Here is a 14239-nt window from a genome sequence, read left to right as displayed (position 1 = left end):
TGTCAGGCAGGGCGGAGGAGGGCGACCAGGAAGCTCGAGTCGTCCCTGAACGGACGCAGGTCCCAGGTGGACAGCAGCAGGTCGGGTTCGAGCGCGCTGGCTGCCGCGTCCGCGAGGAACTCGCTGAACTCGTAGCCGCGGTCGGTGCCGAAGCCGATCGCGGCCCGGCCGTCCGGCGCGAGGTGGGCACGGAACCGCCTCAGCACTTCACGACGGGTGCTCGGCGCGAGGAACGTCATCACGTTCCCGGCGCAGACGATGGCATCGAAGGGCGTGGTGACGCCCCGCGCGGGAAGGTCGAGTTCGGCCAGGTCGCCAACCATCCATAGCGGCCCAGGGTGGTCCTGCTCGGCGGCCTCGATCAGGGCCGGGTCGACATCGACGCCGACGACGTCGTGGCCGGCCTCGGCCAACGCGCCACCGACCCGGCCGGATCCGCAACCGGCGTCGAGGATGCGGGCGTGGCGCGGCAGCATGGCGTCCACGAGGCGGGCTTCCCCGGCGAGGTCGTCACCGGCGCGAGCCATGGAACGGAAGCGCTCGATATACCAGGTGGAGTTATCGGGGTCGGCGGCAACCTTCTGCATCCAAATGCTCTGTTCAACCATGCCTGCATTCTCCCGGAGCGAAGGAGCCGGTCGTTCGGGCCGGCCTCGACCAGGACTCGGTTCCTGGTGGACAGCTGTTGACGCCGCAGCAGCGCTAATGCCCGTCAGTGCCGGGTGGCCGCCTCGATCTCCTCGGCCACCTTCCACAGTGGGGTGCCCTTGACGGTCAAGACCACGACGACCTCAGAAGATGACTCGTCCACAGTTGCCCGGCCGTCTATCCAGGGGCGTAGCGCCGTCGTCACCTCGGTCATCGCAGCGTTGAACTGCGCTCGCACGTCCCCGTGGGCACCCGTACGGAGCCAGGTGCGCAGCACATGGTTGTGCGCGGCCACTATGGCGGCGGCCGCCACCTCGTGACGCAGCCGGAATGTCTCCCTGTCCGCTTCCTCGCGGCGGCCATCCATGTAGCGCACGAACGCCCGCTGATAACGGCTGGTCGCCGCGATTTCCCACTCACGCAAGGCCGGTACGCGCCGCGTCAGTTCGTAGCGCTTGACGGCTGTCTCGGGATCTTCCACGTACATGTCCAGGACGATCGCGGCGGCATCCGCGACCACGAGGAGCGGCGGCCGCAGGGGGGAGGCCGATTCAAGGAACTGCGTCACTCGTCCCAGGCACTCTTCGTGGTTGGGGAATATCGCGTCTTCCTTGCTCCGGAAGTGCCGGAAGAACGTCCGCCTGGCCACTCCGGCGGTCCTGGCGATCTCGTCCACCGTCGTCTGGTCGAAGCCTGCATCGAGCGACAGACCGATGGCCGCTGACATCAATTCCCGCCGCGCGTCCCGCCTGGTCGACATAGGTCCCTCCGGCCGCTACCTGCTGACCTACCGTACACTGGCTCTGGCACACTGGCACTCAGTGACTTATTATGAGGCACTCAGTGCTCTTTATGTCTGGGGAGAAGTGGATGAGCCTGGCTGACCACCTGCATGACACGGCGGAGGAGCACGAGATGCTCCGCGAGACGGTCCGGGCCCTCGCCGACGAGAAGATCGCCCCGCGTGCCGCGGCGGCCGACGAGAACGAGAAGTTCCCCTGGGAGGTCTACAAGGACCTCGTCGCGGCCGATCTGCACGCCGTCCACGTGCCCGAGGCGTACGGCGGGGCGGGTGCCGACGCGCTGGCGACCGTGATCGTGATCGAGGAGGTCGCCCGCGCGTGCGCCTCCTCCTCGCTGATCCCGGCCGTCAACAAGCTGGGCACCGTGCCGCTGCTGCTGTCGGCGTCCGAGGAGCTCAAGCAGCGCTACCTGACGCCGGTCGCGCGCGGGGAGGCCATGTTCTCCTACGCCCTGTCGGAGCCGGAGGCCGGCTCGGACGCCGCCGCGATGAAGACCCGGGCCGAGCGCGACGGCGACCACTACGTGCTCAACGGCACCAAGATGTGGATCACCAACGCCGGTGTCTCGGAGTACTACACGGTCATGGCCGTGACCGACCCGTCGGCCGGCGCCCGGGGCATCTCGGCGTTCGTGGTGGAAAAGGACGACGAGGGCGTCTCGTTCGGGCCCAAGGAGAAGAAGCTCGGCATCAAGGGTTCCCCGACCCGCCAGGTCATCTTGGACAACGTGCGGATCCCGGCCTCGCGGATGATCGGCGAGCCGGGGACGGGGTTCAAGACCGCGCTGGCCACGCTCGACCACACCCGCGTCACGATCGCCGCCCAGGCGCTCGGCATCGCCCAGGGCGCGCTGGACTACGCGCTCGGGTACGTCAAGGAGCGCAGGCAGTTCGGCAAGCCGATCGCCGACTTCCAGGGCCTGCAGTTCATGCTCGCCGACATGGCGATGAAGCTGGAGGCCGCCCGCCAGCTCACCTACGCCGCCGCGGCCAAGTCGGAGCTGGCGATGCACGGCACCCCGGTCAAGGACCTCACGTTCTTCTCCAGCGCGGCCAAGTGCGCCGCCTCGGATGCCGCCATGGAGATCACCGTCGACGCGGTCCAACTTCTGGGCGGGTACGGCTACACCCGCGAGTTCCCGGTCGAGCGCATGATGCGCGACGCCAAGATCACCCAGATCTACGAGGGCACCAACCAGATCCAGCGCATGGTCATGGCCCGCCAGCTCCTCAAGTAGTCCTTGAGCAGCGAAAACCCCGCCTCCCGTACTGGGCAGGCGGGGTTCGCTGTGGTTGGACAGAGCTTCTTAGCGATCAGTGTTCCGTCCCTGTTCCGTGCCAGCCCTTACCGAGGCCAGATAGGAGAGCTTCGAGTCGCAGGACGTGAGGAGCGCGCAAACAGGGAGGGTCCTGTTCGTGGTAATCCGGCCATGCCTTGCCGCAGAACGGACATACGTGTAAAGGCGTCATGCTGGTTGACCGGGTGGATGGAGCGCCCCCACCATCGAAGATGGGCGGGGGCGCTCCATCGTCAGTTCAACGCTTGCGATCGCTGCGCCAGTAACGAGCGGCGCGGTGGATCGCGATGCTGAAGTTGAGGGCCGCGGCACCCAGGTGAAGAGCTGCAGTAGCTTCTGGTAGCCACTCATGCGCCTGGTGGCTAACCACAGTGATGATTGGGACGAGCATGGTCAACATGGCTGCTCCCGGTAGTGGAGATGTTGTCGAGAAAAACCATGGAGAGCAACGTGTCCAGGAGGGTCCAGGCTGGACACTGGACAAGACGCAGAGCCTAGGCAAGGAGCACTCGTGGAGGCAGAGTCTCTACCGGCGCCGTCATGGGCCGTAGTGCTTAGTGAGTTGTACGAGCTGGTCCGGTCGCCAGGATTACGAGTGCTCGAGCAACATGCGCGACAGGACGAGCATGCGGGGCCATTGTCGAAGTCAGCCGTTGGTCACCTACTTAAGGGGGAGGCGAACCCCCGTCGGCAAACAGTTGAAGCGTTTGTGCTTGCCTGTCTACATTACGCGGATACACGTAGACCTCCTATTGTCCTTCCTGAAGGCCAAGAGCGGTTGCGGTACTGGATGGACCGCTACGATCAAGCAGTTGTCGTCCCTCCGAGCCCGCCACGCTCTCCATCGACTCGGGTCGAGCCTCGTTCGGTTCAGGTTCCTCGGCAATTGCCGAGTGCGCCGAATGGCTTTGTGGGCCGTGACCGGGAGTTGGCGTGGCTAACGTCGACGATGTGTGAGGAGAAAACTGAGGACGGCACAGTTGTAATCTCCGTCCTGGCGGGTGCTGGCGGAATGGGCAAGAGCTGGCTTGTGCTGCACTGGGCCAATCAGAATGTTCACCAATTCCCTGATGGCCAACTCTTCGTGGATCTCCAGGGCTACTCGCCTGCTATCGAGCCGATGGACCCTTCTGTCGCACTGCGGGGGTTTCTTGAAGCGCTGGGGGTCGGACCAAGCAGAATGCCATCAGAATTCCATGCGCAATCGGCTCTGTACCGCAGCCTGCTCGTGGGGCGACAGATGCTGATTGTGTTGGACAATGCTGCTAGCGCTGACCAGATAACTCCTCTGCTCCCGGGTGGTTCCTCCTGTGCGGTACATGTGACCAGTCGGCAGCGCCTCGCCAGGTTGATCACGAGATACGGCGCCCGGCACTTACGCGTGGGTCCCCTTTCTGGTCGGGATGCTCGCCATGTCCTGAGTAACCGGATTGGATCCAAGCGAGTTGCAGCTGAATCCGGTGCTGTGCAGAAGTTACTTGTCGCCTGTGGCGGACTTCCGCTGGCACTCGGAATAGTAGCCAGTCGTGCTTATATTGCTCCGGATGCGCCCTTGGCGCAACTTGCGTCGGAACTCAATAATGAGGCGACTCGCCTCGATTTTTTGGACGATGACGATCCCGGCGCGAGTTTGCCCGCGGTGCTGTCCTGGTCTCTGCGAACGCTTACTGATGAGCAGACCCGAGTATTTGGATTACTAGGGCTCGCTCCTGGTCCGGATATCAGTGTGGCGGCTACTGTCGCCCTAACCGGTTCAACTGAGAATCACATAAGGGGGGTACTGCGCGCGCTGGAAGAAGCATCACTTATAGAGCAGAATGGGGCCAGTCGATATCGGATGCATGACCTTATTCGTCTCCAGGCTCGTGAATTCGCATGCAAGGCTCAATCCGGAACTGCTCGGCAATCCGCTCTGCGGCGAGTGGTCGACTTTTACTTGCATACTGCCTATGTCGCCGATGAGCTTTTGGATCCACATAGGCTGCGGATTCGATTGGATGCGGAGTCCTGTCAGAAAGACTTGGGTAGTGATTCTGCCGCAGCAATGGAGTGGTTCACTGCTGAACAGCAATGCGTGTTGGCCAGTCAGACCGTAGCAGTCACCAACGGCTGGTATGAGGCGGTCTGGCAACTCGCCTGGAGCCTGGACACTTTCCATTACCGGCGGGGACATAGCCATGATCAAGCGGTGGCATGGCTTGCTGGAGTGAAGGCAGCCGAGAAGTTAGGTGACCCCTCCACCTGTATCTTGGCGCACCGGCGACTGGGCGCGACCTACACTCGTTTAGGCCGTCACGTCGAGGCGCTGAAGCACCTGCATCAGGCGTTGATGTTGGCTGAACATATCGGCGATGTCGCCGCACAGGCTCACACGCATCAATTTCTCGCACGAGCTGCAGAGCTGCGCGGAGATGACCGAGTAGCTTTTGATCACGCTACTCATGCACAACATCTGTTCGGCGCTGTATCGAATCCGGCTTGGGAGGCTGCAGCGCTTAATCAAGTGGGTTGGCTTGCGGCTCGACTTGGTCGATATGCAGTAGGGCGGAGCGCATGCGAGGCGGCACTATCCTTGTATCGTCAGCTCGAGAATCGTACTGGTGAGGCGGCTGTGCTGGATAGCCTTGGCTATATTTCCTACCACTCTGGAAATCATGATCAAGCCGTGGACTTTTATGAACAATCCCTTGCGTTGCGGCGAGCCCTTCGTCATGTTTACAACGTGGCCAGTACCTTGGAAGGGCTCGGCAATCCATACTTAGCGCTCGGGCGGCGCGAGGATGCGCGATTGGTGTGGCAGGAGGCTTTCAATCTGTATCAGGAACAAGGTCGTGACTCTGACGCTACTAAGCTACAACAGCTTCTTGAAGCTATTGATCACTCGCAGTTAAATTAGTCATTGTTGACTGCTTGGTCTTATTTTGGATCGCATCCGCCGATAGCTGAGTGCGCCTGCAATGCCATGGCTGCTAATTCCTTCTACTTCTCATTAGAGACGATGTGTACCGAAGAGGCGGTCGTCGATGACCTTGCGGGCGCGGTCGTGGGAGCCGGGCATCAGGTGGGCGTAGACGCGCAGTGTGAAGCCGGGATCGGCGTGGCCGAGGTAATCGGCAAGTCTGCCGCTTCGGCTCGACCGCCGAAATCCTCCACTGCCTCATATAGCCCCCATGCCCGTTGAAACAACTGCGCAGCATTCTCATACTCGCCGACACTATAAGAGAATCTTGAGCTGATCCCCATCGACATCGCCGCGACCATCGTCATCGCCCACTCCGACAAGCAACAGGCCGCCCCGACCTGGAAGAAGACCTTCGGGTTCCACCCGATGACGGTCTTTGCCGACCACGGCCCCGCAGGTGGCGGGAACCGCTGGCCCTGCTGCTGCGGCCCGGCAACGCCGGATCCAACACCGCCGCCGATCACATCACCGCGACCCGGCTGGCGCTGGCTCAGCTCCCCAAGCAGCGGCGCCGGCAGGTGCTGATCCGCGCAGACTCCGGCGGCGGCACCCGCGAGTTCCTGTCCTGGCTGTCCCGGCGCGGGCGGCGGCTGTCCTACTCCATCGGGTTCACCCTCACCGAGGAGGTTCAGGCCGCGATCCTTGCTCTGCCCGAGCAGGCGTAGACGCCCGCCTACGACGCCGAGGGCTAGGTTCGGCCGGGTGCGTGGGTCGCCGAGCTGACCGGCCTGCCCAGATTGGAGGGCTGGCCGAAGGGGATGCGCCTGATCGTGCGCAAGGAACGTCCCCACCCGGGCGCCCAACTGCGCTTCACCGACATCGACGGGCACACCGAACCAGGAACAGCTCCCCGGCACCCTCACCGCTTAACCTGCAGAAACGGATCACGCGGTGGCAGCTCCCACACCACCTCGGTGGACGTGACCCCGAACTCATGGCTCTCCCTTTAACAGCCGTCCTGTTCGGGAGAAGATCAATCATGCTTCGTCGAGTCCTGGCCGCCCTGGCAGGCCCCAGTTCCAGCCCGCACGATCTAGCTGAGGATGACGCATGCGCTTACGGAGCGCTGCTTCTCAGCGAGGCGAGGGAGGAGCTGAACAGGGCGGATACCAAAGCTCAAGTGCTGCTTGGAATCGTCGGTCTTGGACTAGGCGCCACCGCCGCCGGGTTATTCGCCGGCACTTGGTCACCCTTCTCTCTCTCGAACGGCATCGAGTGGCTCTGGTGGGTCGGCTCCGGAGCAGCTCTTATGGCACTTGTATGCCTCGCAGCTGCTGTCTACCCACGTACGACTAGGGTGGGAGCCCTACGTCGTGGCATGGTCAGCTACTGGGCCGACGTTCTCCCCTACACCACAACCGAGGAAGTCGCTGAGGCACTCTTGCGCTCCCGAACCTTGGATCTTGCGCGGGTGTCCGATCAGTTACGACAGGTCGCAGGTATCGTCCGGCGCAAGTACCGCCTCATCCGCTGGGGCTTCTGGCTGTTGTTGCTAGCGCTCATCGCCACCCTTACCTCCGTCTCATTGAACACTGTCATCCCGACGACTTGACGCTCCACTGCCCGGACACATTCGGGACGTAGAAGCACATATGGTGTCGGCGACTCCATGAGGCTTGTCAAAGTCCCGAGAGCAACGTATGGATGAGCTATAGCGGTCGTTCGCTGACGCTTGAACTGACGAACCTCAGCTCACAGTTCGGGAAACGGGCGCACGGCGAAGGGAAGGCTCAATGCAACAGGCAGCACAAAGCGGCTCCGGCCGACGGCTTCCGCCCTATCGCGGACTGATTGCAGTAGACAGCGTTCAGTTCAGCAAGCATCGAAGTGTCCATCTTCCCGATCTAAGTGCCGCTATACCGGAAGCGCTTCAAACCGCTCTAACCCGATGCGGCATTCCTCAGGTATGGGAGAAGCGACGGTTTCCGCAGGGTACGGGGGATGGCTACATCTTCGGAACCAAGACAAGGTACGTCCCTGCCCTCATTGAGCAGGTCGTTCCCAGCCTACAAAATGTGCTTCATGATTTGGCGCCTACACTGCGAGCCAAAGATCGATCTCTTAATCTACGCCTGCGGATCAGCATTCACATCGGACCTATACACGACGATGGCGACGAACTGAGAGACCGGATCAGCGAGCCGACGATCTACGCATGCAGATTATTAGATTCCGCTGCCTTGAAGGAAGCGCTAAAACTCAGCCAGCCAGACGTGACCCTAGTCGCGGCGATAATCTCTCAGCGCGTCTTCGAAGATGTAGTCCAGGCTGGCTACCTACAGCTACACGAGACAGAGTTCGAGCCAGTTGCCGCGACGGTGCCGGACAAAGGATTCAAGCAGTCTGCGTGGCTCTACATACCGCGACGATCGCATCACCGTAAAGAATCACACACGCCGACGGCAGCATCGAGTACAACTAAATCGCTACCGACTCCCCAACCAAGCACTACGGCAATATTTCATGGCAATGTGGGGGGAAACATCACCGCGAGTGAGATCCACGACGGAGTTCGCATAGACCTTCCAGAGGGATTTTTTGATTCTCGTCGGAGTAATGAGCAGGAGTAGTGGTGGACGCTGAATCGGTACCTGAAGCCGACTCATCGGGGAAAGTCGAGGCAGCGGCCGAGTCGAATCTGCCCGAGGCCACCGAGGGCATCAATGATGAGGGTTCCGATGATGAGCCTGACGAGACACGGGACGAATTACAAGAACCGCTACTACTCCAGTCGAGCTTCCAAGAAGCTGTGGGAGCGGCTTTCGTCGGGAACCGCATCGGTAGTGTCACCTTAGGCGAGGCCCGCAAGAACGTAGCAAGCCGCGTACTCCATGCAGATGTCCTACAAGAAATGCGTGACACGTATGTGCGCAGGGATCGAAATGGAGACGACAAGGCGAGCGAGGTAGAGAGGGTTCTGCACCAGAAGAGGTTCGTCGTCGTCGCTGGTGACGAAGGAACCGGTCGCTTCATAACTGCCATCAACGCAATCATGGCCACTCAACTGCATCCCGTGCAAATACTCCTGGAATCTGATGATTTAGAGCGCTCGCTCATAGCGAAGGCCGGACAGGGCCAACTTATCGACCTAGGTGAACTCGAAGAAGAAGCCGTCACGAGACTGTCCAAAGTCCTCCGCGACTACGTTGCCCGAGTCCGATCCGCCGCATCTGCCCTCATCATCATTGCCACGCCTGGTGAATGCCGCGCGCTTGATCCAGATGACGACGCTGTGGTACCGATCGTGGGCCCTAACGCAAAGGCCGTGTTCCGTTCAAATCTTGCATATGCAACCGATAGGCATTATGCAGAAAAATATGCTGCTTACCCCAAATTTGGAGAGGTTCTGCAGACCGCTTCCCCTCGTGAAGCAACGCGGCTAGCCAGCTTAGCAAGGAAGCGGGCCAATGATGAGGACCCGACGTCCGAAGAGACAATGGAGCAAGTATTAGCCGAATACTTCGAGCGAGCCAATGCAGACGTGAAAGCTTTGTTCGGCAATACAAGCACAGACCAGGATGAGTATCGCCAAGCGCTTGCACTCGCCGTATCTGCCTTGGAGGGCACACGGGCGGATGTCGTGTTCTCAGCCACAGAGAAACTTGTGGAGGCATTAGAGCTTGAGAAGTACCCCGGGCGTGGCAGTTTCGGGCCAGGAGCGTCGAAACTATTATCATCCATTGAAGCGAAATTGGCCGACGGAGTAGTACACTTCCGCCGGCCGGACTACGCATTACCAGTTTTAGATTATGCCTGGGGGGACCACGTCTACCTGCGCAAGCACCTAGACCCTTGGCTTATTGCTATTGGCACTACGACTGAAAGCGACCATGTAGGTTCTGCGCTACTTCATCTTGCCGAATCTCACGATGCACCTAACCTGATAGTCGATGCAGTAACGAGCTGGGCAAGTGCTTACACAAGCCGATCCCGTGCAGTCCAGCTGCTAGATAACGCAGCACTTAGCACCGAGATAGGGCGCAGCATTCGACAGTCCCTATACCGATGGTCTGTCTTATCATCCACACCAGAGGACATTCAGGTCACCGTAGCGGAAGTTTGCGGAGGAGATCTCGGCACCTACTTTCCGGCAGTAGCGTTAACACGCCTTAGACATCTCGCAGATCGCGATTCGCCTCGGGTCAAAGGTACTGTGTGTGCGGCTCTTGCCGCACTCGGCAGAGATGATGACAACCTGCGTAGGATGGTCCTTAGTGAGATTGCGGACTGGACCAGCAGCACGCCGGAACGTCGGACCACCGGTGCTCTTGCATTCGTGACTGTGGCCAAAGAGCGCGACGGTGGGCGGTTCATATACATTCCTGATTCTCCTGCAGATGAGGACTTGATCGAAATCCTGGCCCAGGGCTGGCGTGCAAGTCTGCGGCACGATCAAACCGCAACCGGCGCTTCCACGCTGGCCTTAGAATGGTTGGAATCATGTGTCCAGATGCAGGCATCTAGTGATGTCGTCACCCAAATCTTCGCTGCAGCCTGTAAGAGCAGCTACGACATCGGAGTGCTTGTCCCCCTCGCGCGCCGGTGGTTACACGACTTTCACGAGTCATCCGTATCGCCACGCGAGGCGCTTTACGAGGAGCTTCTAGGAAGGATTGAGGACTTCCGGCCCCACCTCTGGAACCACTCGTGTCGGAGCACATTTGATGAGATGTAGGAGACGTCGTGGGTGTAGTAGCTTGGATCCGCGATCTGCTTGGCCTTGGGTATCGCCAAGAGTCGATTGAGCGGCATATTCAAAGCAGGTTTTCGGTCCGATCCCTTCCGAGCTCTCTGCGAGAGGCATACTTCGAGGCATCGGTTCAAGTTGCATGGACGTCTGCAGGTGATGGCAGCGCACCAAGCACCGAGGATACCTACCAGGCCCATCGTCAACTCCGCGAGATATTGGAACGAATCACACCGGCTTTCTCAGTCCTATCAATAGGAGAAGCCCAAAGCGAGGTCGAAATTGCAGTCTACAGAAAAGCGCGCGGTATCGATCGGCGCCTGACGTCCGTGCAAGTCATTCTATCGGTGAACGATGACGTGAAGGCCTATGCCGAGAACTTTGAGAAGGAACTACGTAAGAGCGCTTTAACTGAAGCAACATATGAGATGAAAGCCCGTCAAGCTCGCTATGTACGGGATCACCTTCTTGTCGACGCCCAAATAGCTAGACTCTGGTGGCTCGACGGAAGGGCTGAAAAGTTACCAGAACTTCTCAAGATGGGCAATAACTTCGAGCAAGTTATTGGTTTAATTCGGAATGGCATGGGGTCGGCTAGGACCCCCGAAGAAGCGCTGGCGGTCGAGCGCATTGCCGAGATTATCAAGGACTTCCTCGCACCCCTGGGAGCTCAGCATCGCGAGATTCTCCTCAGTCAACTAAGCCAGATATTTGGTAGCTACGAACGAGAAGACCTTGTGGGAAGCTTACAAAGCTTGAACGGCAACTCTGCAGCAGATGCGGATCACGATTTGTGATCATCCTCCTCCGATTACAGCGCCGCAGGGATCACGAACAGCCATGCACTCGTGCCGGCCTCTGTGGGCAAGGTGATAGCGGCGGGTACAGGTTGACGTGATGCCTCCCATGCTTCCCCCGGGGCGAGGGCGCGGAGGCATCGACACAGCGCCTCTCCTCAGATGGAGTGGCATGTCGACCGTGACCCTTTCCCAATCCCTACCCCCACGAGGCTCTGGCCAGCTTCAACATCGCCACGTTTCCGCATGTAGCAGCGTCATGGAGCATCTGTGGTTCGCCTTGGGCTTGATCCGGTTTGACGGACATCTGAGATCAGGGGTTTGTCCCCGGAAGGATGTCCAAGATGGAGAGCATGGGGAAGAAGAAGCGTCCTCGCCGCTCGTTCACGCTGGAGTTCAAGGCCGAGATCGTCGAGCTGTGCCAGCGCGGTGATCGCTCGATCGGTCAGGTTGCCAAGGACTTCGACCTGACCGAGACCGCGGTGCGGGACTGGGTCCGCCAGGCCGAGGTCGACGCCGGGCAGCGTGACGGGCTGACCAGCAGCGAACGCGAGGAACTGGCCGCGTTGCGGCGGGAGAACCGCCGGCTCCGCGAGGACGTCGACATCCTCAAGCGGGCCACGGCTTTCTTCGTGCGGGAGACCCGGTGAGCGTGGACCCGTTCATCGAGGCGGAGAAGCAGGGCGGTCACAACGTCAAACGGGCGTGTGAACTGCTGGAAGTCTCCCGCGCCGCCTTCTACGCCCGCCGCAACCCCACACCCGGCCCCCGCGCTGTCCGCGACAAACAGTTGAGCGAACGCGTCAGCGGCGTCCACCGTGAATCGCGTGGAACCTACGGCGCGCCACGCATCCACGCGGCCCTTCAGCACGAAGGCGAACGATGCGGACGCCGTCGCGTCGCCCGGCTGATGCGCGCGCTGGGATTACAGGGCCGGTATCGGCGCCGCCGGCAGACCACCACGATCCCCGATCCGGACGCCGCCAAGCGGCCGGACCTGATCAGCCGCGACTTCCAGCCGGAACCCGACGGGATCGACACTCGCTGGTGTGGCGACATCACGTATATCGCCACTGATGAGGGCTGGCTGTATCTGGCCACGGTCATCGACATCGCCTCACGCCGGGTGGTCGGCTGGGCCACCGCCGACCACCTGCGCACCGAGCTCGTCGCGGACGCTTTACAGCAGGCGTGGCGCAACCGCCGCCCCACCACACCGGTGATCTTTCACTCGGACCGCGGCTGCCAATACACCAGCACCGCCTACGCCCGGCTGGCGGAGCGGCTCGGAGTCCGGTTGTCGGTCGGACGCCGGGGTCAGTGCTGGGACAACGCGCTGGCCGAGTCGTTCTTCGCGACGATCAAGGGCGAACTCCTGGACGAACACCGCTGGCCCACCCGGGCCGCCGCCCGCAGCGCGATCTTCGAGTTCATCGAAAGCTGGTACAACCTCCGCCGCCTCCACAGCAGCCTCGGCTACGTTAGCCCCGCCACCTACGAAGAAGCTCGCGTGGCCTGACCACCACACCGACGGTGTCCGTCAAAGCGGAACAAGCTCACCTGACTCCTGATCCGAAAATCAGACACTTGCCAGGCACGCGGCAGCGAACCTCGCCGTTGATGTGGAGCAGGGCAGACAGGTCGTGAAAGTCAGGCGGCGGGTTCGAGGGTGACGCGATAGCCGAGGGCTTCGAGCTCGCGGATGTGGTCCCGCTTCTTGCGGTCGGGGTTGGTGCGTTTGGTGTAGAAGTCAGCGCCGAGATCGATGAAGTTCGTGTCCGGGTCAGACAGCAGGTGCCAGATGATGACCAGCATCGATCGGCCGACCGCAACGATGGCTCGCTTCTTTCCCTTGCGACGGACGATCCTGCGGTAGCGCTCACCGAGGAAGGTGTCGGTGCGGCCTACAACGACCGCGGCTTCGCCAAGGGCGCGGGCCAGGTATCGGTTGCCGTGCCCGGTGGCGTTCTTCCCCTTGCGCTTGCCGGCCGACTCCTTGACGGTGGGGGCAAACCGGGCCCAGGACGTCAGGTGCGCGGCGGTGGGAAACCTGCTCATATCCACGCCGATCTCGGCGATGATCGCGTGAGCGGCGGTAAGGCCGATCCCGGGAATCTCGTCCAGGCGCTCGACGGCCGCGGTAAACGGCGCGATCTCTTGGGCGATCCTCTGGTCTAGGGCTGCGATGTCGGCGTTGATCGCATCGACTCGAGCCAGCATCGTGGCGAGCAGGAACGCGTGGTGGTCGGAGAAGCGGCCGGTGAACGCCTCCTCCAGCGCGGGGATCTTGCCCCGCAGGCTGGAGCGTGCCAGTTGCGCCAGCGTCCTCGGGCTTCGTTCCCCGCGGATCAAAGCGGCCATCATCGCACGGCCGGAGACGCCGAAGATGTCGGAGGCCACCACGCTCAGCTTGATCTGCGCGTCTTCCAGCAGCTTCTCCACCCGCTGTTTCTCGGCGGTACGGGCCTCAACCAGGTCCACCCGGTAGCGGGTCAGGTCACGCAGCAGCCGGATCTGCGGCGGCGGCACGAAACTGGCGCGCAGCATCTGACGTTCGGCGACCTTGGCCAGCCAGACCGCGTCCAGCTTGTCCGTCTTCGGCCGGCCGGGCAGGTGCTTGACGTCGCGGGCGTTGACCAGCCATACCTCGAAGCCTTGCGCCTCCAGCAGGTAGAACACGGGCTTCCAGTAGTCGGAGGTGGCCTCCATGACGACCCTCGTGACGCCCAGGCAACGCAGCCGATCCGCCATCGACAACAGCGATCGCGTCATCGTCGCGTAGGTCTGGACCTCCTGCCGCCGACGGCTTGTGTTCCTGTCGTCGGGGACACGGGCGCAGCACACCAGGGTGGCCTTGCCGACATCCAGGGCGGCGACCCTTTCGATGATCTCTTCGGTGTCGTGGGTATGGGCGAGCATCGGGCCTCCTTACCACCGGGGAACTGGGGTGGTTGCCCGCGGGAGCCGCAGGGGACGGTAGCGAATCTGATCCGCGTGCTCGAAGCAACAGTGAAAGGCCCACAGGCGCGGCTCCCGGCGTCCGAC

The 14239-nt window shown here is 61.4% G+C and carries 11 protein-coding genes and 1 pseudogene; 8 read left to right on the top strand and 4 right to left on the bottom strand.

Features of this window, described 5'->3' with window-relative positions; translation table 11 throughout:
* Positions 1 to 2 precede the first annotated feature (2 nt).
* Positions 3 to 608: a class I SAM-dependent methyltransferase gene (locus ACQEVJ_RS27250; protein ID WP_433105786.1), complete on the bottom strand. Its 606-nt coding sequence runs from the start codon at positions 606 to 608 to the stop codon at positions 3 to 5.
* Between the two features lie 104 nt (positions 609 to 712).
* A complete protein-coding gene (locus ACQEVJ_RS27245; RefSeq protein WP_433105784.1) occupies positions 713 to 1408 on the bottom strand; it encodes a TetR family transcriptional regulator in 696 nt (231 codons plus the stop codon).
* Between the two features lie 110 nt (positions 1409 to 1518).
* Here ACQEVJ_RS27245 and ACQEVJ_RS27240 point away from each other — a divergent pair, with 110 nt between their 5' ends.
* On the top strand, positions 1519 to 2688 hold the full coding sequence (locus ACQEVJ_RS27240; RefSeq protein ID WP_433105782.1) for an acyl-CoA dehydrogenase family protein: 1170 nt from the start codon (positions 1519 to 1521) through the stop codon (positions 2686 to 2688).
* A 298-nt stretch (positions 2689 to 2986) separates the two neighbouring features.
* Here the strand turns inward: ACQEVJ_RS27240 and ACQEVJ_RS27235 are convergent, their stop codons facing one another.
* A complete protein-coding gene (locus ACQEVJ_RS27235; RefSeq protein ID WP_433105780.1) occupies positions 2987 to 3148 on the bottom strand; it encodes a hypothetical protein in 162 nt (53 codons plus the stop codon).
* Between the two features lie 1065 nt (positions 3149 to 4213).
* On the opposite strand from ACQEVJ_RS27235, the gene ACQEVJ_RS27230 reads away from it, so the two are divergent.
* From ACQEVJ_RS27230 to ACQEVJ_RS27200, 7 genes and pseudogenes are all read left to right on the top strand, one after another.
* Positions 4214 to 5644, top strand: coding sequence for a tetratricopeptide repeat protein (locus ACQEVJ_RS27230; RefSeq protein WP_433105778.1), 1431 nt, complete (start codon positions 4214 to 4216; stop codon positions 5642 to 5644).
* Between the two features lie 345 nt (positions 5645 to 5989).
* Positions 5990 to 6540 (top strand): annotated as a pseudogene (locus tag ACQEVJ_RS27225) (transposase); the annotation flags it as partial.
* A gap of 149 nt (positions 6541 to 6689) precedes the next feature.
* Positions 6690 to 7262, top strand: a complete 573-nt coding sequence (locus ACQEVJ_RS27220; RefSeq protein ID WP_433105776.1) for a Pycsar system effector family protein — start codon at positions 6690 to 6692, stop codon at positions 7260 to 7262.
* A 1020-nt stretch (positions 7263 to 8282) separates the two neighbouring features.
* The gene (locus ACQEVJ_RS27215) at positions 8283 to 10385 is read left to right on the top strand and encodes a hypothetical protein (protein ID WP_433105774.1); all 2103 of its coding nucleotides are present in this window, start codon (positions 8283 to 8285) and stop codon (positions 10383 to 10385) included.
* Between the two features lie 8 nt (positions 10386 to 10393).
* Entirely contained in the window at positions 10394 to 11194 is an 801-nt protein-coding gene (locus ACQEVJ_RS27210; RefSeq protein ID WP_433105772.1) for a hypothetical protein, read from the top strand.
* A gap of 353 nt (positions 11195 to 11547) precedes the next feature.
* The gene (locus ACQEVJ_RS27205; protein WP_433105770.1) at positions 11548 to 11844 is read left to right on the top strand and encodes a transposase; all 297 of its coding nucleotides are present in this window, start codon (positions 11548 to 11550) and stop codon (positions 11842 to 11844) included.
* Entirely contained in the window at positions 11841 to 12713 is an 873-nt protein-coding gene (locus tag ACQEVJ_RS27200; protein WP_433105768.1) for an IS3 family transposase, read from the top strand. The genes ACQEVJ_RS27205 and ACQEVJ_RS27200 overlap by 4 nt, the downstream gene beginning before the upstream one ends.
* 131 nt (positions 12714 to 12844) lie before the next feature.
* Here the strand turns inward: ACQEVJ_RS27200 and ACQEVJ_RS27195 are convergent, their stop codons facing one another.
* Positions 12845 to 14113 carry an IS110 family transposase gene (locus tag ACQEVJ_RS27195; protein ID WP_433105766.1) on the bottom strand — a complete coding sequence of 423 codons (1269 nt, stop codon included), beginning with the start codon at positions 14111 to 14113 and terminating at the stop codon, positions 12845 to 12847.
* Positions 14114 to 14239 lie beyond the last annotated feature (126 nt).

This window comes from Microbispora sp. CA-102843 (genome assembly GCF_050936215.1).
In the GTDB taxonomy this organism is placed as follows: domain Bacteria; phylum Actinomycetota; class Actinomycetes; order Streptosporangiales; family Streptosporangiaceae; genus Microbispora.
Note: the sequence above shows the minus strand (reverse complement) of the source record. Positions and strands in the feature narration are given on the sequence as shown.

Bases quoted from the DNA above. Each gene is read 5' to 3' on its own strand.
- ACQEVJ_RS27250 (WP_433105786.1), bottom strand. From the start codon at position 608: ATGGTTGAACAGAGCATTTGGATGCAGAAGGTTGCCGCCGACCCCGAT.
- ACQEVJ_RS27245 (WP_433105784.1), bottom strand. From the start codon at position 1,408: ATGTCGACCAGGCGGGACGCGCGGCGGGAATTGATGTCAGCGGCCATC.
- ACQEVJ_RS27240 (WP_433105782.1), top strand. From the start codon at position 1,519: ATGAGCCTGGCTGACCACCTGCATGACACGGCGGAGGAGCACGAGATG.
- ACQEVJ_RS27235 (WP_433105780.1), bottom strand. From the start codon at position 3,148: ATGTTGACCATGCTCGTCCCAATCATCACTGTGGTTAGCCACCAGGCG.
- ACQEVJ_RS27220 (WP_433105776.1), top strand. From the start codon at position 6,690: ATGCTTCGTCGAGTCCTGGCCGCCCTGGCAGGCCCCAGTTCCAGCCCG.
- ACQEVJ_RS27205 (WP_433105770.1), top strand. From the start codon at position 11,548: ATGGGGAAGAAGAAGCGTCCTCGCCGCTCGTTCACGCTGGAGTTCAAG.
- ACQEVJ_RS27195 (WP_433105766.1), bottom strand. From the start codon at position 14,113: ATGCTCGCCCATACCCACGACACCGAAGAGATCATCGAAAGGGTCGCC.